The 18,028-nt window shown below is 74.4% G+C and carries 20 protein-coding genes, 1 tRNA gene and 1 pseudogene; 10 read left to right on the top strand and 12 right to left on the bottom strand.

Annotated features, from left to right (window positions below; genetic code table 11):
• Positions 1 to 144: 144 nt before the first annotated feature.
• Complete coding sequence (locus ACIPUC_RS05755; RefSeq protein WP_446586952.1) at positions 145 to 1,437, top strand: MFS transporter; 1,293 nt, start codon at positions 145 to 147, stop codon at positions 1,435 to 1,437.
• Here the strand turns inward: ACIPUC_RS05755 and ACIPUC_RS05750 are convergent.
• The 5 genes from ACIPUC_RS05750 to ACIPUC_RS05730 all read right to left on the bottom strand — a co-directional run bounded on the left by ACIPUC_RS05750 (position 1,358) and on the right by ACIPUC_RS05730 (position 4,704).
• Positions 1,358 to 1,654 (bottom strand): DUF3303 family protein, encoded by a 297-nt coding sequence (locus ACIPUC_RS05750; RefSeq protein ID WP_446586951.1) that lies wholly within the window; start codon positions 1,652 to 1,654, stop codon positions 1,358 to 1,360. The two genes, ACIPUC_RS05755 and ACIPUC_RS05750, sit on opposite strands and share 80 nt — an antisense overlap.
• Before the next feature lie 82 nt (positions 1,655 to 1,736).
• Positions 1,737 to 2,390 carry a disulfide bond formation protein B gene (locus ACIPUC_RS05745; RefSeq protein WP_446586950.1) on the bottom strand — a complete coding sequence of 218 codons (654 nt, stop codon included), beginning with the start codon at positions 2,388 to 2,390 and terminating at the stop codon, positions 1,737 to 1,739.
• The gene (locus ACIPUC_RS05740) at positions 2,390 to 2,554 is read right to left on the bottom strand and encodes a DUF5993 family protein (RefSeq protein WP_446586949.1); all 165 of its coding nucleotides are present in this window, start codon (positions 2,552 to 2,554) and stop codon (positions 2,390 to 2,392) included. Before ACIPUC_RS05740 ends, ACIPUC_RS05745 begins: the two co-directional genes overlap by 1 nt.
• 67 nt (positions 2,555 to 2,621) lie before the next feature.
• Positions 2,622 to 4,007: a sensor histidine kinase gene (locus tag ACIPUC_RS05735; protein ID WP_446586948.1), complete on the bottom strand. Its 1,386-nt coding sequence runs from the start codon at positions 4,005 to 4,007 to the stop codon at positions 2,622 to 2,624.
• 7 nt (positions 4,008 to 4,014) lie between these two features.
• Positions 4,015 to 4,704, bottom strand: a complete 690-nt coding sequence (locus tag ACIPUC_RS05730; RefSeq protein ID WP_257556221.1) for a response regulator transcription factor — start codon at positions 4,702 to 4,704, stop codon at positions 4,015 to 4,017.
• A 79-nt stretch (positions 4,705 to 4,783) separates the two neighbouring features.
• Here ACIPUC_RS05730 and ACIPUC_RS05725 point away from each other — a divergent pair, with 79 nt between their 5' ends.
• Positions 4,784 to 5,311 carry a hypothetical protein gene (locus tag ACIPUC_RS05725; RefSeq protein ID WP_446586947.1) on the top strand — a complete coding sequence of 176 codons (528 nt, stop codon included), beginning with the start codon at positions 4,784 to 4,786 and terminating at the stop codon, positions 5,309 to 5,311.
• Between the two features lie 43 nt (positions 5,312 to 5,354).
• Here the strand turns inward: ACIPUC_RS05725 and ACIPUC_RS05720 are convergent, their stop codons facing one another.
• The 3 genes from ACIPUC_RS05720 to ACIPUC_RS05710 form a co-directional block, all read right to left on the bottom strand.
• The gene (locus tag ACIPUC_RS05720) at positions 5,355 to 5,993 is read right to left on the bottom strand and encodes a class I SAM-dependent methyltransferase (RefSeq protein ID WP_446586946.1); all 639 of its coding nucleotides are present in this window, start codon (positions 5,991 to 5,993) and stop codon (positions 5,355 to 5,357) included.
• Between the two features lie 109 nt (positions 5,994 to 6,102).
• The gene (locus ACIPUC_RS05715) at positions 6,103 to 6,996 is read right to left on the bottom strand and encodes a spermidine synthase (RefSeq protein WP_446586945.1); all 894 of its coding nucleotides are present in this window, start codon (positions 6,994 to 6,996) and stop codon (positions 6,103 to 6,105) included.
• A 29-nt stretch (positions 6,997 to 7,025) separates the two neighbouring features.
• Complete coding sequence (locus ACIPUC_RS05710; RefSeq protein WP_446586944.1) at positions 7,026 to 7,409, bottom strand: hypothetical protein; 384 nt, start codon at positions 7,407 to 7,409, stop codon at positions 7,026 to 7,028.
• Positions 7,410 to 7,692: 283 nt separating this feature from the next.
• Here ACIPUC_RS05710 and ACIPUC_RS05705 point away from each other — a divergent pair, with 283 nt between their 5' ends.
• Positions 7,693 to 9,018 carry a tetratricopeptide repeat protein gene (locus ACIPUC_RS05705; RefSeq protein WP_446586943.1) on the top strand — a complete coding sequence of 442 codons (1,326 nt, stop codon included), beginning with the start codon at positions 7,693 to 7,695 and terminating at the stop codon, positions 9,016 to 9,018.
• A gap of 11 nt (positions 9,019 to 9,029) precedes the next feature.
• Here the strand turns inward: ACIPUC_RS05705 and ACIPUC_RS05700 are convergent, their stop codons facing one another.
• Both ACIPUC_RS05700 and ACIPUC_RS05695 read right to left on the bottom strand, forming a co-directional pair.
• Positions 9,030 to 9,371 carry a VOC family protein gene (locus ACIPUC_RS05700; protein ID WP_446586942.1) on the bottom strand — a complete coding sequence of 114 codons (342 nt, stop codon included), beginning with the start codon at positions 9,369 to 9,371 and terminating at the stop codon, positions 9,030 to 9,032.
• A 69-nt stretch (positions 9,372 to 9,440) separates the two neighbouring features.
• Positions 9,441 to 10,037 carry a histidine phosphatase family protein gene (locus ACIPUC_RS05695; RefSeq protein ID WP_446586941.1) on the bottom strand — a complete coding sequence of 199 codons (597 nt, stop codon included), beginning with the start codon at positions 10,035 to 10,037 and terminating at the stop codon, positions 9,441 to 9,443.
• A 159-nt stretch (positions 10,038 to 10,196) separates the two neighbouring features.
• Between ACIPUC_RS05695 and ACIPUC_RS05690 the strand changes: the two genes are divergently transcribed.
• The 3 genes from ACIPUC_RS05690 to ACIPUC_RS05680 are packed head-to-tail and all read left to right on the top strand — an operon-like array spanning position 10,197 to position 14,232.
• Entirely contained in the window at positions 10,197 to 11,330 is a 1,134-nt protein-coding gene (locus ACIPUC_RS05690; protein WP_446586940.1) for a hypothetical protein, read from the top strand.
• Complete coding sequence (locus ACIPUC_RS05685) at positions 11,327 to 12,901, top strand: hypothetical protein (RefSeq protein ID WP_446586939.1); 1,575 nt, start codon at positions 11,327 to 11,329, stop codon at positions 12,899 to 12,901. Before ACIPUC_RS05690 ends, ACIPUC_RS05685 begins: the two co-directional genes overlap by 4 nt.
• Entirely contained in the window at positions 12,898 to 14,232 is a 1,335-nt protein-coding gene (locus ACIPUC_RS05680; RefSeq protein ID WP_446586938.1) for an AAA domain-containing protein, read from the top strand. The genes ACIPUC_RS05685 and ACIPUC_RS05680 overlap by 4 nt, the downstream gene beginning before the upstream one ends.
• 17 nt (positions 14,233 to 14,249) lie before the next feature.
• On the opposite strand, the gene ACIPUC_RS05675 is transcribed toward ACIPUC_RS05680, so the two are convergent.
• A complete protein-coding gene (locus ACIPUC_RS05675) occupies positions 14,250 to 14,738 on the bottom strand; it encodes a MarR family winged helix-turn-helix transcriptional regulator (RefSeq protein WP_446586937.1) in 489 nt (162 codons plus the stop codon).
• Between the two features lie 116 nt (positions 14,739 to 14,854).
• On the opposite strand from ACIPUC_RS05675, the gene ACIPUC_RS05670 reads away from it, so the two are divergent.
• The 4 genes and pseudogenes from ACIPUC_RS05670 (at position 14,855) to ACIPUC_RS05655 (ending at position 16,624) form a co-directional block, all read left to right on the top strand.
• Positions 14,855 to 15,424, top strand: a complete 570-nt coding sequence (locus ACIPUC_RS05670; RefSeq protein ID WP_446586936.1) for an NADPH-dependent FMN reductase — start codon at positions 14,855 to 14,857, stop codon at positions 15,422 to 15,424.
• 84 nt (positions 15,425 to 15,508) lie between these two features.
• On the top strand, positions 15,509 to 15,856 hold the full coding sequence (locus tag ACIPUC_RS05665) for a hypothetical protein (RefSeq protein ID WP_446586935.1): 348 nt from the start codon (positions 15,509 to 15,511) through the stop codon (positions 15,854 to 15,856).
• Between the two features lie 112 nt (positions 15,857 to 15,968).
• Positions 15,969 to 16,560: pseudogene (locus ACIPUC_RS05660) on the top strand (bifunctional DNA primase/polymerase).
• Positions 16,551 to 16,624, top strand: a tRNA-Lys gene (locus ACIPUC_RS05655). Before ACIPUC_RS05660 ends, ACIPUC_RS05655 begins: the two are co-directional and overlap by 10 nt.
• A 49-nt stretch (positions 16,625 to 16,673) precedes the next feature.
• On the opposite strand, the gene ACIPUC_RS05650 is transcribed toward ACIPUC_RS05655, so the two are convergent.
• The gene (locus ACIPUC_RS05650) at positions 16,674 to 17,909 is read right to left on the bottom strand and encodes a M6 family metalloprotease domain-containing protein (protein WP_446586934.1); all 1,236 of its coding nucleotides are present in this window, start codon (positions 17,907 to 17,909) and stop codon (positions 16,674 to 16,676) included.
• Positions 17,910 to 18,028: the final 119 nt, after the last annotated feature.

Raw genomic sequence — 18,028 nt, 5'->3', positions numbered from 1 at the left:
CCCGAGGCCGGTGAGGCGCGCACCCCCGGGCCCGCGTCCGGACAGGGGCTTCCGGGGCGGCCGCCCCGCCGGTACGGTCACGACCAACGGGCAACGGCGCGCGCCGGAGAAACGGGAGGGTCGGCGTGCGGATGGAGGTTGTCCGTGACCCGATCCACCCGCCCCGCCCGGCCCATGCCGATGCCCGAGCCGCCGGGCGGCGGCCTCCGCGGAGTGCTCGCACTCGGCGGTACCGCCCTCCCCCTCTACGCGTTCCTCGCCCGCCTGCCCGCCGCGCTGTGCCCCATCGGAACGCTCCTGCTCATCAACGAACGCGACGGCATCGGCGACGCGGGCACCGTCGCGGCCGCCCTCTGGCTGGGCCAGGCCCTCGGCGGCCCCGTCATCGGCCGGCTCGCCGACCGGCGCGGCCACCGCCCCGTCCTGCTGCTCGCCTGCGCGGCCAACGCGGCCGCGCTCCTCGCCCTCGTCACGGCCGTCCTCGGCGGGCTGCCGCTGGCCGTGCGCATGGCGCTCGCCGTCGCCGCCGGGCTCACCGTCCCGCAGATCGGACCGCTGGCCCGGGCCCGCTGGGCGCGGCTGGCCGGCGCGGACAAGAAGCTGCTGGGCTCCGCCCTGTCCTTCGACACCACCCTGGACGAGGTCGGCTTCATGGTCGGGCCCGCGCTGGCCGGGATCCTGGCCGTGACCGTGCACCCCGCCTCGGCGCTGCTCCTCGCCGCCGCGCTGATCCTCGTCTTCGGAACCCTGTTCGCGGTGCATCCGACCGTGCCGGGGCCGACGCTCGCGGCCCCCGGCGCGCGGGCCGGCGTACGGCTGTGGTCGCCCGGTCTGGTGGTGCTGTTCGCGATGGCGGTGCTCCAGGGAGCGGCCTGGAGCGGGGCCAACACCGGGGTCAACGCACTCGCCGAGTCGCTGGGCGCGCCGGGCACGGCCGGGCTGGTGTGGGCCGCCATGGCCGTGACCAGCTCGATCGCCGGCTTCGTGACGGTGGCCCGGCCGGGTTCGGCGGATCTGACCGTGCGGCTGCGGTGGACGATCGCCGTCCAGGCCGTCCTCACGCTGCCGCTGCTCGCGGTGTCGGGGCCGGCCGGCGCCGCCCTCGCGCTCGCGGGCATCGGGCTGGCCGTGGCCCCGCACCTGATCGCCCTGTTCGGGCTGGTGGAACGGACCGGTCCGGCGGAGCGGATGGGCGAGGCGATGACCGTGGTCGGCAGCGGCCTGATCCTCGGCCAGGCGGTGGCGGCGGCCGCCGCGGGGCCGCTGGCGGCTGCGTACGGCCACCGGGCGGCCTTCGCCGTGGCGTGCGCGGCCGCCGTCGCCTCGGCCGTCCTGGCGCTCTCGGCGGTCCCGGCGGCTACGCGGACTGCAACGCCGCCAGCGCCTTCGCCAGTTCCTCGGGCCGCATCACCGGACCGACCTCGATCTCGGCGTTGAACTCGTGGAAGAGGTCCCACGTCAGCGACGGCATCATCGCGCTGTCCTGCAGGTCGAAGACGATCCAGCAGGACCGCACGCCCTCGTGCAGGCCGAAGTAGGCCGCCTCCGGCTTGACCGTGTCCATCAGCTTCTTCATCGCCCGGGGCAGGGCCCCGGTCGCGATGGCCTCGTTGGTGGCAGCCGTGTCGAAGTGGGCGCGGAGCATGACTCTCATGCTGCCTCCTTCCCTCACGCCCACCCTGTTCGGCCCGGACACAGGCGGCAACATCTCCGCCACCGTCCGGGTCGGAGACCGGCTAGCCCAGGATCCCCACGTCGTAGAAGAACTGGTACCGGGCGGGGTCGTCCGGCAGGAACCAGTGGAAGCCCTCCTCGAGGAAGACGGCCACGAGGTTGACGGCGAGGACCAGACCCAGGAACCCCAGCGCGAACGTGCCGACCGTCCGCAGCGGCCCCGGCACGTTCGCCGGAACGGACCGGTCCGCCGTCGAGTGGGCGAAGGCCAGGGCGATGCCGATGGCCACCACCGAGGCCTGGAAGAGGATCCAGGCCCATACGTACAGGTGCAGGCCGAGCACCTCGCTCCCGTACCCCTTGTCCCCCGGCAGGATGTGCAGCATCGTCTGCCGCCAGGACGCGAAGGAACCGGCGGTCACCGCCACCAGGGACAGGCCCCAGCCCATCATGTAGTCCCGGCCGGTCACCGTGCCGTACGCGAGCGCAGTCCGCACGATGTAGGCCGCGCCCATCGCCGCCAGCAGCATGAACATCCGCTGCACGATGCAGAGCGGGCACGGGTACTCCCAGAGCCCGAACTGGTAGAAGAGGCCACCGCAGACCACACCCGTCCAGCCGATGGCGAAGACGCAGGCGAACCAGTACTGGACCCGCCCCAGCAGCCCGCCCGTCGGCACGTCCTCCGTGAGGAGGCCGTGCGTCGTGACGGCCATCAGTAACTCAGGTTCAGGGCGAGGCTGCTGGTGATGTGGTGCGCCATCAGCAGGATCACGGCGATCAGCATCACCCACCACGCTCCGAGCACGACCATCCGGGACGACTCCCGGTACATGGCGATCAGCGCGGCGAGGAGGCCGCCGAAGATGAGGGTGTCCATGCCGCGGACCGTACCGATCCACGGACAGGGCGCCCGCGAGGCGCGCCCCCGGCCCTGCCCCGTTACGTCAGTTGCTGCGCCGCTTGCGCCGGCCGCGCCGCGCCCGCACCCCGCCCGAGCCGCCGCGCGTCCGGCCGTCCAGGCCGATCCAGACCCGTACCTCGGTGCCGCCGAGCACCGAGCGCCCCAGCCGGACGTCGCCGCCCGTCGACTCCGCGACCCGGCGCACGATGTCCAGGCCGAGGCCGGTCGAGCCGTCGCGTCCGCCGTCGTTGCCGCGGCGCAGGGCGGCGTCCGGGTCGGCGATGCCGGGGCCCGCGTCCGAGACGAGCACGATCACCGCGTCCGAGGCGTCGTGGACGTCCACCGCGAAGGGGGTGCCCTCGGGGGTGTGCCGGAAGACGTTGCCGAGCATGGCGTCGAGGGCCGCGGCGAGTTCGGGCCGCGCCACCGGGATCCGTACCGTACGGTCCACTCCCGCGAGCCGCACCTCGCGGCCCTCGTCCTCCGCGAGCGCCGACCAGAAGGCCATCCGGTCGCGGATCACCTCGGAGGCGTCGCATCCGGCGCCCGCACCGCCCCCCGCGGCGGCCGGCGCGCGCTGCTCGCGGGCCGTACGGATGATCGTGTCGACCTCGCGTTCCAGCTGCTCCACGGCCTCGCGGGTCTGTTCGGCGGCCGGGCCGTCGCCGAGCGAGGCCGCGTTGAGCCGCAGCACCGTCAGCGGCGTCCGCAGCCGGTGCGACAGATCGGCGGCCAGCTCCCGCTCGTTGGCGAGGAGTTCCACCACCTGGTCCGCCATCGCGTTGAACGCGGCGGCCGCCGAGCGGAGTTCCTTCGGGCCGTCCTCCGGGACGCGCGCCCCGAGCCGGCCCTCGCCCAGCTGGTGCGCCGCGTCCGCGAGCCGCTCGGCCGGCCGCACCAGCCGGGCGCCGAGCCGGTCGGCGACCCCGACCGAGCCCACGATCAGTGCCAGCCCGACGCCCGCGAGGATCAGCCAGGCGGTGGTGACGCCGTTGCTGACCTCGCTCTCGGGCACGAAGACCTCCACGACGGCGATGTCACCGGACCCGAGCGCGGTCGGCTGGAGCAGCGCCGAACCCCCGCCGGGCACCGAGGCCGTCGTGGCCCGGCCGATCCGCCGGGTCTCCGCGACGGCGTGCGCGCCCGCCCGGCCCTCGCCGATGTCCACCGGCGGGCTGTCGCCGATCGCGGGGACGTGGACGGCCATCCGCCGGGCCGCGCCCATCTGCGTGGACTCGACCGCCCTGCGCAGCTGCACCGGGTCGGTGGTGATGGACAGCGTCGGCCCGATCGTGGCGGCCTGCCGCTCGGCGTTGGAGAAGGCCCGGTCGCTGGCCATCTCCTGCACCACCAGCCCCAGCGGCACGGCGAAGGCCACGACCACCATGGCGGTCACCGCGAGGCACACCTTGACCAGCGCCCACCTCATCGCGGCGTCACCGGGGCGGCTCCAGCTTGACCCCGACCCCCCGCAGCGTGTGCAGGTAGCGCGGCCGGGCGGCGGTTTCGCCCAGCTTGCGGCGCAGCCAGGAGAGGTGGACGTCGATGGTCTGGTCGTCCCCGTACGACTGCTGCCAGACCTCGGCGAGCAGCTCGCGCCGGGCCACGACCACCCCGGGCCGCCCGGCGAGGAAGGCCAGCAGGTCGAACTCCCGGCGGGTGAGGTCCAGTACCGTCCCGTCGAGCTCGGCCTGGCGGCGCAGCGGGTCGATGGCCAGCCCGCCGACGCGCAGCACGCGCGAGGGCGGCTCGGCCCCGGCGGCGGCGCGGGCCCGGCGCAGGACGGCGGCCATCCGGGCCGAGAGGTGCTCCACGGAGAAAGGTTTGGTCAGGTAGTCGTCGGCGCCGTCGTTGAGCAGCCGGACGATCTCCGCCTCGTCGTCGCGCGCGGTCGCGATGATCACGGGCACGTCGGTGATGCCGCGCAGCATCTTGAGGGCTTCCGACCCGTCGAGGTCGGGCAGCCCGAGGTCGAGGATGACGACGTCGAACCGGTGGTGGGCGACCTCGCGCAGTGCCTCCAGGGCCGTGCCGACGCTCCGCACGGTGTGCGAGGCCTCGGTCAGGTGCCGGATGAGGGCGGAACGTACGAACTGGTCGTCCTCGACCACGAGCACACTTGCCATGGCCCGCACCGTAGTCCATCCGGGCGCCCCGGGGAGGGGCCGGGCCGCCTCTGTGACGGGTGGTGCAGTATGTCCCCTGATGCAGCGAGGTCTTGTACATGCCATGGCTTGGACGCTGGCGACCGGGGCGGCGGTGACGCTGTCGTGGTGGGGCGTGCACACCGTCATGTCCGGCACCGCCTACGACCGCCCGCTCGCGGTTCCGCTGGCCACCCGGCCGCTGTCGTCCTCGACGCGGCACTCGCCGTCCCCCCAGCCGGAGGGCTCCCCGTCCGCCTCCCCGAGCCCGCAGCCATCGGCGTCGGCCTCCACGTCGGGCGCCTCTCCGTCCGCCGGGGCCTCCTCCGCCTCCGCCAAGCCCTCGCCGAAGGCGTCCCCGCGCGGGGGCACGGTGAAGGCCTACCCGGTCTCGGGCGGCCGGGTGGTCTTCGACCTGGGCGCTTCCTCGGCCGAGCTGGTCTCCGCGACCCCGGCCGCCGGCTGGCGGATGCAGGTGTGGAAGCAGGACTACTGGATCCGGGTCACCTTCACGCGGGACGGCCGTGAGGTGTCCGTCTTCTGCACCTGGCACGACCACCCGCCGGTCGTCGAGATCGTCGATCCCTGACCGATCGCCCCGGGTACGGACCGCCCGCCGTACGGACCGCCCTCTAGCGGGCCGCCGCCGGAACGGTGCCCACCAGCACGAACTCGTTGTACGGGAAGACCTTGCCCATCGGGCGGGGGAAGGGGAAGGAGTAGGTGCGCCGCACCCCGACCCCGGCCCGGGCCGCCGCTGCGCGCAGCTCGTCGAAGCCGACCCAGCGGATGTGGGTGGCGTCGGAGCGGAATCCGACCTCCTGCGGGGTGATGAGGACGAGCGAGCCGCCCGGCTTCACGAGCGGAAGGTACTGCTCCAGCAGCGCGGCCCCGGTCTCCTCGTCGACGTGCTCCAGCACGTGCGAGGCCAGCAGGCTGTCGAAGGAGCCGGGACCGCAGTCCGCGGCCGCTGCCAGCTGGTCGGGGGTGTAGGCGGTCAGCCCGCGCTCGCGGCAGGTCTGCACGGAGTGCGGGTTGTGGTCGACCCCGACGCTCTCGGGGCCGCAGTTGAGCAGGTTCCGTCCCAGGCCACAGCCGATGTCGAGGACCCGGCCGAGCCGCAGTCTCCGCAGGTTCCAGCGGTACGGCGCCTGCGTGGGCAGAAGGCGCTTGAGCCCGGACTGTTCCAGGCGGGCGAGCCTGCGGGTGTAGTCGGGGGTCGCGGTGCTGGGTGCGGGGGTACCCGGGGTTCCAGCGTGGGAATCAGACATCGTTGGCCGTCTCCGTAGCGCGTCGTAGGAGGGGCGGGCCTCCTAGGGATCAACACACTACGCATCAGGACCGATTGTCGGGAGACCTCTTTTTATTGTCGGCCGTCGGCTAGCGGAATACGGAGGGCGGCGGCTGCGGCGAAGCGACCGCCGAGGAGTCCGCGACCGGCGCGGCGCCGCCGGCGAAGTCCGCCAGGGCGCGGCCGTGCTCCACCCGGCCCGGATGCGGATCGCTCGCGACCCGGCGGGTGAACTCCGCAACCGGAAGTTCGCGGTCCGAGGCCACCAGGACCGCGTTGCCGAAGCGTTTCCCCCGCCACACCACGGGATCGGCCGCCAGCGCCAGCTCCGCGAACCGGGACGCCGCCGTCGCGATCTGGCCGCGCAGGTGGGCCAGGGGCGGACCGTCCGCGAGGTTCGCCACGTACCACCCGGTGGGCGCGAGGGCGCGGCGTACGTCGTCCAGGAACTCGGTGCTCGTCAGGTGCGCCGGGGTGCGCGCACCGCTGAACACGTCCGCGATCACCAGGTCCGCCCAGCCGTCCGGCACCTTGGCCAGGCCCGCCCGGGCGTCCACCGCCCGGACCCGGATCCGCGCCTGCGGGTCCAGCGGCAGGTGTTCCCGTACGAAGGCCACGAGCGCGGCGTCGATCTCCACGATCTGCTGGGTGGAGCGGGGGCGGGAGGCGGCGGTGTAGCGGGCGAGGGTGAAGGCGCCGCCGCCCAGGTGCACCACGTTCAGCGGCTGCCGGGCGGGGGCGGCGAGGTCGATCAGGTGGCCGATCCGGCGCTGGTACGCGAAGTCCAGGTGCCCGGGGTCGGCCAGGTCCACGTGCGACTGCGGGGCTCCGTCGATCAGCAGGGTCCAGGCCTCCGCGCGCTCGCGGTCGGGCGCCAGCTCCGCCCGGCCGCCGGCCACCTGCCCGACGACCGGCTCGGCGGCGCCGCGTCCGCGCTGCTGCTCGCCCTTGTTCCGGCCCTTGCCTCTGTCTTTGCCTGCCACCACCCCATTGTGGCCGGTCAGCGGCGATGTCAGCGGCAGTTGTCGGCGGCCTCGATCAGCCGGGCCGCCTCCCCCAGCGCCTCGCGCAGCACCGCGGGGTCGGTGACCGGCCCGACCGCCTCCGGCGGGAGCAGCCAGCCGGTGGCTCCGGTGGCGGGCGGGACCGCGTCTCCGAAGCGCATCCCGCGCCCGTTGGTCTGCGTACACGCGCTGCCCGGCATGTCCCAGGCGTCGGCGGTGCCGGGCGGGACGAGGAAGCCGAGGGTGTCGCCCGATCCGTCGTGCAGGACGGGCCCCACCGCCCCGGCCCGGCTGGCGCGGCGGATGATGTCGACCGCCTCCAGGCCCTGGCGGGTGGGCACGGTCACCAGGTCCGGGGCGTCGGTCGCGGTGTTCGTTCCAGTGCTCTCCATGCCGGCCTCCACCAAGGGAACCCCTCCTCGATCCGCGTACGAGCCGGGAGCGGTCAGTCGCCTCCCACTCCGCATGGGTTCAACGCCCCGGAACGTCAACGGGTGCGGCGGCAAGACGCTGCAAAGGATGGCAGTTCATGGCAGATCGCGGGTGAGATATCCGTTTTGTAAACAAACATCGCGTGAAGGGACCCTCGCTGGCGGTACGTTCATGCGCGCCGGACCACACCTCCCCACACCTTCCCGTACCGGCGCTGCGTTCCTTGCCAGAGAGGCCACGTCCATGGCGGCGTCCCCCCACTCACCCAACTCCACGTTCCGGCGGCTGCGCGGGCAGCAATCCCCGGCCGAGTTCGCGGCGCTGGTCCGCCGGGCCGCGAAGGAGATCGGCGAAACGGTTTCCTGCGACGCCCGCTACGTCGGCCGCGTCGAGTCCGGCGAGATCCGCTGCCCCAACTACGCGTACGAGCGGGTCTTCCTGCACATGTTCCCCGGCCGCACCCTGGCCGACCTGGGCTTCTCACCGCGCGAGGCCGTCCGCGGCCGCTCAGCGCTGCGCGACCCCTCCGCTCCCGCCCCGTCCCCGGGCCCGTCCCCTTCCCGTTCCAAGGAGAGCGACGTGCTGCGTCGCGCGTTCATGGCGGGCGGCTCCGCGACCGTGGCGGCCGCGACGCTCAGCCTCACCCTGCTCGGCGACACCCGCCGGCTCCCCTCCCGCGCCGGAGAGTCCGAGGCCGCGGCCGTCGAGGACGCCGTACGCCAGATCCGGCTGCTCGACGACCGGCACGGGGCCGACGCGCTGTACCGCAAGGCCGCCGGGCCGCTGCGCGCCGCGTACGCTCTGCTCGACGCGGGAGCCACCCGGCAGTCCACCGAGGACCGGCTGCACGCGGGCGCCGGCGAACTGGCCGTCTCGGTCGGCTGGCTCGCCCACGACTCCGGCCGCTTCGACGACGCCCGCTCGCACTACGCCGAGGCCCTGGCGACGGCCCGGGTGTCGGGGGACGCGGGCCTGGAGGCGCACGCGTTCAGCAACATGGCCTTCCTGGCCCGTGACTGCGGCCGCTCCCGCGAGGCGGTACGGGCGGCGCAGGCGGGCCGCCGGGCCGCCCGCTCCCTGGGTTCCCCGCGGCTGCTGTCGCTGCTGGCGCTGCGGGAGGCGGGCGGCTGGGCGGGCCTGGCCGACCGCAGGGCCTGCGAGGACGCGCTGGCCCGGGCCCACACGGAGTTCTCCCGGGGCGGTGCGGGCGCGGATCCGGAGTGGATGTCCTTCTTCGGGGAGGCCGAGCTGGAGTTCCTGGAGGCCAGGTGCTGGGCGACGCTCGGCGAGCACGCCCGCGCCGCCCGGCACGCCCGGCGCGCCGCCGACCTGCAGGATCCGCACTTCGCCCGGAACGTGGCCCTCTACACCGCCGAGCTGGCCGGCGACCTGGCCCACGCGGGAGCTCCCGACGAGGCCGCCTGGGCGGGCGGCCGGGTGCTGGACCTGCTGGCCGAGGTCCAGTCCACGCGGGTGCGGTCCCTGCTCTCCGATACGGCCCGCACCCTGGTCCCGCACCAGCGCTCCCCGCGCGTGGGCGCCTTCCTCACCCGGCACGCCGCCGTCTGACGCGGTCCGGCTCAGACGCCGAGGTACTCGTAGACCCCGCCCTCGGGATGGCGGACCACCGCGCGGCGCCCGTTGGGCGTGGGCGCGGGAGCCGCGACCACCTCGCCCCCGGAGGCCGCGCAGTGCGCGACCGCCGCGTCCAGGTCGGCCACGGCCAGCGTGGCCGCCACCCCGGCGAACCGCTCCGCGAGCGCGTCGGGCCCGCTGAACAGCAGGAACGGCCCGACGCTCGCCAGGTCCAGGCCGGCGAACCGGAACCGGGTCGCCGGCTGGCCGGTCAGCCGTACGTAGAAGTCCAGAGCCGGACCGAGATCGTCCACGCGCCGCCGCAGCACCACGGAAGTAATCGTCATGGGCCCATCCTCTCAGCCGCGCGACGGCCCAACTCCCTTGCTGCAGCAGCCTTTTCGGCCGAGATGGACTCAGGCGTCCAGGTGCCCGGTGTCGTTCCAGCGCTCCAGCGCGGGGGCCCCGTACGCCCAGCCCAGGACCGACAGCGAGGTGGGTTCCAGGCGGATCCGGGCGCCGAAGGAGGCCTCGAAGCCGAGCCAGCGGGCCGCCAGGGTGCGCAGGATGTGCCCGTGGGCGAAGACCAGGACGTCGCGCTCGGCCGAGCGGGCCCAGGCGACCACCTCGTCCGCGCGCGCCGCGACGTCGGCGACGGACTCGCCGCCCGGTACGCCGTCGCGCCAGATCAGCCAGCCGGGGCGGACCGCCTGGATCTCGGCCGGGGTCATGCCCTCGTAGTCCCCGTAGTCCCATTCCATCAGCGCGTCCCACGGCTCCGCCCGGACGCCGAAGCCCGCGAGTTCGCAGCTCTCGCTCGCGCGGGCCAGCGGGCTGGTGCGGACCTCCAGGCCGGGCAGGCCCTTCCACGGGTCCCGGGCCAGCCGCTCGCCGAGCAGCTTGGCACCCCGCTTGCCCTCCTCCAGCAGGGGCACGTCCGTGCGTCCGGTGTGCTTGCCGAGCTGGGACCACGCCGTCTGGCCGTGGCGGGCCAGCAGGATGCGGGGGGCCATGTGAGTTCTCCCGGTGGGTGAGCTTTTGTGCGCTTTTACTGCGATTCTGTCGTCCGTACATCATCCAACACGGGAACGGGCGGGCTCACCCACGGCCCCCCGCGGCCCCTTTCCGCCGTAAGTGCACGATTGTCAGTGGCGGATGGGACACTTCCGCGGGTGAGCTCCTACCCGCCCCGCAGCGCTCCGCAGACGACCCTGCGGCAGCGGCTCGCCGGCCTGCGCGGCCCGGCCGTTCCGCCCCGCCCGCTCGACGCCCGGGCCCTGGCGGCGCTCGCCGCCAACCCGGGCTGCGGCAGACGCGCCCTGCTCGACGGGGCCGGCGTGGACAAGACCGCCCTCGCCTCGGCCCTCGGCTCCCCCGCGCCCTTCGGGCAGTCGCAGTTCGCCATCGTGCGCGGGAACTCCTTCGAGGCCAAGGTCAAGGGCGACGGCGGGGCCGAGCTGCTGCGGCTGGTGCACGGGCACCTCGGCGCCGGCGCCGAGCCCCCGGGTGCGGACACCCGCGTCCCCGACCTGACCGCGGCCGGACCCGAGGGCCGCGCCGCCCGGACCGCGCTGGCCCTGCGCGAGGCCACCGCCGCCGGGCGGGACACCGGGGCGTGGACGCTGCTCGACCACCCGATGCTGGCCCTGGAGGTCGCGGGCACACCCGCCTACCTGGAGCCGGACGCCGTCGTCGTGCATCCCGACGGCCGCTGGACCGTCGTGGAGATCAAGTCGTTCCCGATGATCGACGGGGCCGCCGACGCCGCGAAGGTCGGCGCCGCCGCCCGCCAGGCCGCCGTCTACGTGCTGGCCCTGGAGAAGACGGCCGGGAAGCTGGCCGGCGCCGAGGTCGGGCACACCGTGCTGCTGGTGTGCCCCAAGGACTTCTCCAACCTGCCCGCCGCCGCGCCCGTCGACGTCCGCCGCGAGCGCTCCGTGACCCGGCGCCAGCTGGAGCGGCTGACCCGGGTCGAGGAGCTGGCCGCCGCGCTGCCCGAGGGGCTCAGCTTCGACCCGGCGCGCACCGCCGGTGAACTGGCCGCGGCCGTGGCCGCGGTGGACGCCTCCTACGCGCCCGAGTGCCTGGCCGCCTGCGAGCTGGCCTTCCACTGCCGGGAACGGGCCCGCGCCGCCGACGAGGTGACCGCGCTGGGCCGTTCCGTACGGGGCGAGCTGGGCGCGCTGACCACCGTCGAGCAGGCCCTGGCGGCGGCCGCCGGCGCCGGCTGCGCCGAGGATCCGACCGCGGCCGCGCTGCACCGGGCGGCCCGGCTTCGCGCCGAGGTACTGGAGGGGTCCGGATGAGCCTGCTGACCACCCTGGCCCGGCTGGAGGCGGTGCGGGCCGGCCGGGCCCAGCCGCTCGCGACCGTACGGCACCGGCATCTGAGCGAGCGCCCGCTGGTCCTCGTACCGCTGACGACCGCCGGTGAGGCCGGGGCTCCGCTCGGCGCGCTGGTCGGCACGGACCGCGCGGAGCCGCGGCTGCTGGTCGTACCGCAGCCGCGCGACCGGGATCTGCGGTGGGCCTTCCTGGCGGAGCTCGCGGGCGAGGTGCTGCCGTACGTGGACGCGTACGGCGACGCGGTCGAGCTCGTGGAGCGCACCGAGACCGACCCGGAGACGGGCCGGAAGTCCAAGGTCGAGGCCGAGCTGTGCCTGGACGCGCCGCAGCTGATCGTGCCGAGCCGGGCGGGCATCGAGTACGTGCGCCTGCTGGGCCGGTCGATGCGGTTCCGGCGGACGGCCGAGGAGGATCCGGACCATCCGCATCCGGCGCCTGCGAAGGTGCCGCTGCTGGGCCGCTGGTTCACCCACCTCGGCGAGCGGGCGCGGGTGCCCGGCTCCTCGATGCTCCTGTCCGCGACGGAACTGCTCGGACGGCACTGGGCGAGCGGCCAGAGCAATCTGGAGGACCAGCACCTGGGCGCGCTGCTGGCCTGGATGGATCCGCCGCCGGGCGAATCCGGCGCCGAGGCGGCGCTGCGGGCCGAGCTGGGCCGGGACCGGGAGGGCCGCCTGCTCGTCCCGCCCGCCGGTCCGGCCACCGACCCGGCCTTCGACAACAAGCTCCTGGCCCCGGCGATGGCCCGCTACGACGCGGCGCGCACCTCCGGCGCCCCGGACGCGGCGCAGCGCGCGGAGCTGGCCGAGCAGGCGGTGCGCGCGCTGGTCGTGGACCAGATGCGGCCCACGTGGGAGGCGGTGTGGCGGTCCCTGGACCTGCTGCGCGCGCTGCCCGCCGGCCTGCGGGCCGAGGAGCGCTGGACGCGCGACCGCTGGTCGTACACCGGCCACCGGGACCGGGTACGGGCGGGCGAGCCGCCGCAGCCGCGCCGCGACGACGCGGTGACGGCGGCGCAGAAGCTGGCCACGCGGGAGACCGAGCAGGTGCGCCTCGACGCCCAGGAGGCGCTGGACGACCCCCTGGCGATGGCGGGCCGGCGGCTCGCGGGCGAGGCCTTCGCCGGTGAGGTCACCGAGGTGGTGATGGAGTGGACGGAGTCGAAGCGGCCGAGCCCGCGCCCGCTGGTGACCGTGGCCACCGAGGACCGGCCGCAGCTCGCGGACGGGGGCGGCGGGAAGGTCTACCGCTCGCTGGACGGGCGCCCGCAGAGCGCGCAGTTCGTCCGCTTCGCGGAGGACGGGCGGCTGGTGCTGCGCCTCCTGGACAAGATGGGCCGCGGCCGGGAACCGGAACCGGGCTCGGTGCCGGAGAAGGGCGACCGGGTGTGCTGGACGCTCTTCGAGCACGACGCGCGCGGCGGCCCGAAGCTGCCGGATCCGGAGCGGACCCCGTGGACCCACGGCGGCCCGCCCGGACACCTGACCGCCCCCGTGCTGCCCGACGCCGTGACCGACGAGGACCTCCTGTGACCGCGACCTTCGACCCGGGGGCGGCCGCCGCCGAGGCGACCGCCGCCATCCTGCGCGACACCCTGCACGGGACCGAGCGGGGCGTGGTCGTCGACTCCCCGCCCGGGGCCGGCAAGTCCACGCTCGTCGTCCGGGCGGCCCGGGAACTGGCCGCGGCCGGGCGCCGGCTGATGGTGGTGGCGCAGACCAACGCGCAGGTCGACGACCTGGTGCTGCGGCTCGCGGACAAGGATCCGGGGCTGAGGGTCGGCCGGCTGCACAGCAGCGAGGGCGACGCGTACGACCCCGCGCTGCGCGAGCTGCCCTCGGTCACCCTCTCCGCGAAGCCGGGGGACCTCGCGGAGCTGCCGATCACCATCTCCACGGCGGCGAAGTGGGCGTACGTCAAGGACGTGGAGCCCTGGGAGCACGCCATCGTCGACGAGGCCTACCAGATGCGTTCCGACGCGCTGCTGGCCGTGGCCGGGCTGTTCGAGCGGGCGCTGTTCGTGGGCGATCCGGGGCAGCTGGACCCCTTCAGCGTGGTGGGCGCGGAGCAGTGGGCGGGCCTGTCGTACGACCCTTCCGCCTCGGCGGTGAGCACCCTGCTCGCGCACAACCCGCAGCTGCCGCAGCACCGGCTGCCGGTGTCGTGGCGGCTCCCGGCGACGGCCGCGCCGCTGGTCTCGCGGGCGTTCTACCCGTACACGCAGTTCCGCAGCGGTACGGGTCGGGGCGAGCGGCGGCTGTCGTACGGGGTCTCCTCGGACGGGTCGGGTCCGGACAAGGTGCTGGACGAGGCCGCCGAGTCGGGCTGGGGCCTGCTGGAGCTGCCCGCGCGGCACACCCCGCGCACCGACCCGGAGGCGGTGGCGGCGGTGGCCCTGGTGGTCCGCCGCGCCCTGGACCGCGGGGCGGTGACCTCCGACGAGCAGTCGGCGGGACCGGCCCCGCTGACCGCGGACCGCGTCGCGGTGGGGACCGCGCACCGCGACCAGGCGTCGGCGATCCGGGCGGCGCTGGCCGCGCAGGGGGTCGCCGGGGTCACGGTGGACACCGCGAACCGCCTCCAGGGGCGGGAGTACGACCTCACGGTGATCCTGCACCCGCTGTCGGGCCGCCCCGACGCGACGGCCTTCCACCTGGAGACGGGCCGCCTGTGCGTGCTGGCCTCCCGGCACCGGCACGCCTGCGTGGTGGTGGCCCGGGCGGGCATAGCGGAGCTGCTGGACGACCACCCCTCGACGGAGCCGGTGCAGCTGGGCGTGACGGTGAAGTTCCCCGACGGCTGGGAGGCGAACCACTCGGTCCTGGCCCACCTGGCGGAACACCGGGTGCCCTGGAAGCCGTAGCTCCGCCGCTCGTGGGACTACCTGGGCTCGCTGCCCTTGCGCTCGGCGCCCATCCGCGTGCGGAGCACCTCGCCGATCTCGGCCAGGGCGCGGAGCTGCTCCGGCGTCAGGACGTCGATCAGGTGGCGGCGTACGGACTCCACGTGGAGCGGGGCCGCGGCCGTGATCATGTCCACCCCGGCCCCGGTGAGGACCACCTCCGCGCCCCGGCCGTCGCCGGCGACCTCCTCGCGGCGGACGATCCCGCGCTGTTCCATGCGGGTGAGCTGGTGCGACAGCCGGCTGCGCGACCAGTGCATGAGCACGGCCAGCGCGCTGATCCGCATGCGGTGGCCGTCCGTGGAGCCGAGCACCGACAGGACGTCGTAGTCCGCTTCGGAGAGGCCGCTGTCCTGGCCGAGGTCCCGCGCGATCTCTGCGTTGACCAGCGGGAACATCCGCCGCCAGGCGTACCAGGCGTCCTGTTCGGGCTCCGAGAGCCAGCGGGGCTCGGATGGGGGGGTCATGTCAGCACTGTAACCAGGTCGGTGACACATCACCTAGATGGTTGACACGTCACCCACACCCCGGGTTTTATAGGTGACACGTCAACAACCACACGTACCGATCGGGAGTCCACACCGTGACCCGTCTCCACGTCATCTCCGCCGCCACCCGCCCCACCTCCTCCGGCCGCCCGCTCGCCGAGTGGGTCGTCGGGCAGGCCCGCTCCCGCGGCGGCTTCGAGGTCACCCCCGTCGACCTCGCCGAGATCGCGCTGCCCTTCCTGGACGAGCCCGAGTACGCCTCCAGCGGCGTCTACGCCCACCAGCACACCCGGGATTGGAGCGCGCTGGTCGACGCGGCGGACGCCTTCGTCTTCGTGCTGCCGATGTACAACGGCGGCTTCACGGCCCCCTTCAAGAACGCGATCGACTTCCTCTACCGCGAGTGGCAGGGCAAGCCGGTCGGCATCGTCAGCTACAGCGCGGGCCCCACGGGCGGTGCACCGGCCGCCGAGATGCTGCTGCCGGTGCTCACCCGGGTCGGCATGCAGCCCGCCGCGCGCTCCCTCGCCGTTCCCGGCATCCCGGGCCTGGTCGGGCCCGAGGGGTTCGAGGCGCCGGAGGGCTTCGCGGACCAGCTGGCCGGCGTACTCGACGACGTGGCGGAGCTGGCGGCCGGGCGCGCCGCCGAGGCCGTCACCGTGTGAGCCCGGTCTCGCCGCGGTCTTGCGGGGCGTTGGACAATGGACGGTGGCCCGGAAGCATTTCGCACGCGCAGCAGGAGGACAGGCATGGCAGAGCCCGAGCGGACCGAGCGGAGGCTTCGGCCCGCACCCCTGCTCTTCGAGCCCTCCGAGGCCGCCACGGACCCGGAGCACTTCTTCGACCTCGAGTCGATCGAGGACCCGCTCGAGCTGCTGGCCCGTGCGACCGAGCTGACGCTGGCCTTCCGGGCCGCGCAGGAGCGGGCGGTGGAGTTCCAGGCCCTGGCGGCGGCGCAGCTGGCGGACCCCCGGCGGTTCGACCGGCTGTCGCCGGCGCTGATCGCGGAGCAGGCGGAGTGGACCGAGGACTACGCCCGCAAGATGATCGAGTTCGGCGAATCCCTCCAGCGCGACGCGGGCCCGGAATCAACCTGACGGCAGAGCGGCTGGCATATGCGGGGCGCAACATACCGCAGCGGTGCCCGCCCTGTCCCGGATTTCTGTAACTCGCAGAAACCGGAACGTTACGGCGGGTAGACCTGGAGGCATGACGACGCTGACGACGGCCCCCGGACGCCCCGCCCACGACGTACGCACCGCCCCCGCCACCCACGTCACCCCGCAGGGCGCCGCCTGGCTCGTCTCCGCGTGCGCGCACCCCCGGAGCACGCTCGCGGCCTGGGAGGCCCGTCCCACCGCGCCCGCCGCGCTGCCCTGCGGGAACGCCTTCGACGTCGTCAACGTCCCGGTCGTGTTCGGGCGCCGGATCCTGGACCTGCTCTGGGCCGAGGGCCCCGGTTCCGGCCCGGTCGCCGTGCACCGGGGCCGGATGCTGCTCTTCGCCGCCACGGGCACCGCCCACCGGCTTCCGGCCCTGCTGGCATGGGAGGAATGGGGAGGCTCCCGTTCCGCGCCCGCGCCGCTGTGCCACGGGCTCGGCGACGCCGTCACCGTGCCGCCGCTGGCCGCGGCCCCGGGCCCGTCCCGCTGGCTGGTCGCGCCCGACGCGCGCACGCCCTGGCTCCCCGGGCCCGAGGCCCTGCTGTGGGCGTTCGTCCGCGCCGCCCGAGCTGCGGATATCGATTTTTAGTTCCGCGGAACCTCCTGGTAATGTCTACGACGTCAGCAGGCGCCGCTAGCTCAGTTGGTTAGAGCAGCTGACTCTTAATCAGCGGGTCCGGGGTTCGAGTCCCTGGCGGCGCACAGACGGAAGAAGGCCCCCACTCCTCGGAGTGGGGGCCTTCTTCGTCGTTCAGGTCGTGATCTTCACCGTGTACGCGCCCGACTGGGTCCGGTCGGCCACCTCGATGGTGATCCGCTCCCCGGGCACGGTGAAGGTCTCGCCCACCTCCAGCGGCGCGTCCGCGAGCGGCGGGTACACGGAGCGGTCCCAGCACGCCTCCGTCGCCGGATGCGCGTCGAGGACCTCGATCGGCCCGCCGCCCGACGCGGCCTCGTTGCGCACGCGGTAGACCAGGACGCCCTCCGTACAGGTGTCCCCGTCGTTGCCGGCCGAGCCGCGCGCCTCGACGGCGATCGCGCTGCCGGGTCCCGTACGGACCACGGCGAGCCGGGTCCCTCCCGTACGGCCCCGCACCGGGGCCTCGGCCAGCGGCTGGAGGGTGTGCAGCGAGGAGCCCGACTGGACGCAGTCCACCTGGCCGGGGTCCAGCCAGCCGAGCTTCCACTTGTGCCAGGCGAAGAGGTCCGGGGCCATCCCGAACTGGCTGCCCATCACGTCCCAGTCCCCGACGTAGGTGTCCCAGTCGCCCTTGCCGTCCGTCGGCCGGTGGTAGAGGTCGGGCAGGTCGAAGACGTGCCCGGTCTCGTGGGCGAGCACGTTGCGGTCCGGCGGGTGCCGCTCGAAGACGGTGACGATCCGCCGCAGGTCCGTGCCGTCGGCGCGGATCGGACGGTCGAAGTTGACGACCTTCGTGGCGTCGGAGTCCACCCCGGGCGCGTCCGGATCGGCGACGAAGTAGACGACGTCGTACTTGCCGAAGTCCACCTGGGCGTCGGCGGTCGCGACCGCGTCCCGCAGGTAGGCCGCCCGGTCCTCCGGGGCCCAGTCGCGCTGTATCCCGTACGCGGTGGACGGCTTGGGCATCCGGACCCACTGCTTCTGCGGATGCGGGACCAGGCGGAACCGGCCGTAGGAGGCCCGCTCGAAGAAGTCGCTGGTGGCGGGGAAGTAGTCGCCGGCGATCTCCTCGGGGGCGAGGGCGGTCCGGTGGTCGGGGAAGGAGAGGAAGACCATGACCGCGTCGAGGGTGCGCTCGGGCCGCGGGTAGGCGCCGTTCCAGGTGTCGAGGCCCAGCGAATGATGTGCGGCCGTACGGGTCAGCGCACACGGGCCGGCCCCGGAATCGGCCACCGCGGGCCCCGCGACGAGCGACATGGCGGCGAGCGCCGTCAGGGAGGTGAGGCCTGCCGCCGTACTTCGGATGCGGGAACGGTCCACTCCCCCGGGTGTCAGCTGACGCGCCACATCGACCTCCGGTGGTGGATTCGTACCTGTTCGTCCACCTTGAGGCGCTTGTCTTACCAATGCCCTGTTGCTCTGCCCCACACGAGTGAGCAATCCGGCAAGCCGGTGACCCTTGGCCT

This window comes from Streptomyces sp. LARHCF249 (assembly GCF_052871255.1).
Note: the sequence above shows the minus strand (reverse complement) of the source record. Positions and strands in the feature narration are given on the sequence as shown.

Coding starts and splice junctions, on each gene's coding strand:
- ACIPUC_RS05665 (WP_446586935.1), top strand. CDS start 15,509: ATGGCAGAGCCCGAGCGGACCGAGCGGAGGCTTCGGCCCGCACCCCTG.
- ACIPUC_RS05695 (WP_446586941.1), bottom strand. CDS start 10,037: ATGGCCCCCCGCATCCTGCTGGCCCGCCACGGCCAGACGGCGTGGTCC.
- ACIPUC_RS05725 (WP_446586947.1), top strand. CDS start 4,784: ATGCAGCGAGGTCTTGTACATGCCATGGCTTGGACGCTGGCGACCGGG.
- ACIPUC_RS05735 (WP_446586948.1), bottom strand. CDS start 4,007: ATGAGGTGGGCGCTGGTCAAGGTGTGCCTCGCGGTGACCGCCATGGTG.
- ACIPUC_RS05675 (WP_446586937.1), bottom strand. CDS start 14,738: ATGACCCCCCCATCCGAGCCCCGCTGGCTCTCGGAGCCCGAACAGGAC.
- ACIPUC_RS05710 (WP_446586944.1), bottom strand. CDS start 7,409: ATGGAGAGCACTGGAACGAACACCGCGACCGACGCCCCGGACCTGGTG.
- ACIPUC_RS05700 (WP_446586942.1), bottom strand. CDS start 9,371: ATGACGATTACTTCCGTGGTGCTGCGGCGGCGCGTGGACGATCTCGGT.
- ACIPUC_RS05750 (WP_446586951.1), bottom strand. CDS start 1,654: ATGAGAGTCATGCTCCGCGCCCACTTCGACACGGCTGCCACCAACGAG.
- ACIPUC_RS05730 (WP_257556221.1), bottom strand. CDS start 4,704: ATGGCAAGTGTGCTCGTGGTCGAGGACGACCAGTTCGTACGTTCCGCC.
- ACIPUC_RS05740 (WP_446586949.1), bottom strand. CDS start 2,554: ATGGACACCCTCATCTTCGGCGGCCTCCTCGCCGCGCTGATCGCCATG.
- ACIPUC_RS05685 (WP_446586939.1), top strand. CDS start 11,327: ATGAGCCTGCTGACCACCCTGGCCCGGCTGGAGGCGGTGCGGGCCGGC.
- ACIPUC_RS05745 (WP_446586950.1), bottom strand. CDS start 2,390: ATGGCCGTCACGACGCACGGCCTCCTCACGGAGGACGTGCCGACGGGC.
- ACIPUC_RS05705 (WP_446586943.1), top strand. CDS start 7,693: ATGGCGGCGTCCCCCCACTCACCCAACTCCACGTTCCGGCGGCTGCGC.
- ACIPUC_RS05720 (WP_446586946.1), bottom strand. CDS start 5,993: ATGTCTGATTCCCACGCTGGAACCCCGGGTACCCCCGCACCCAGCACC.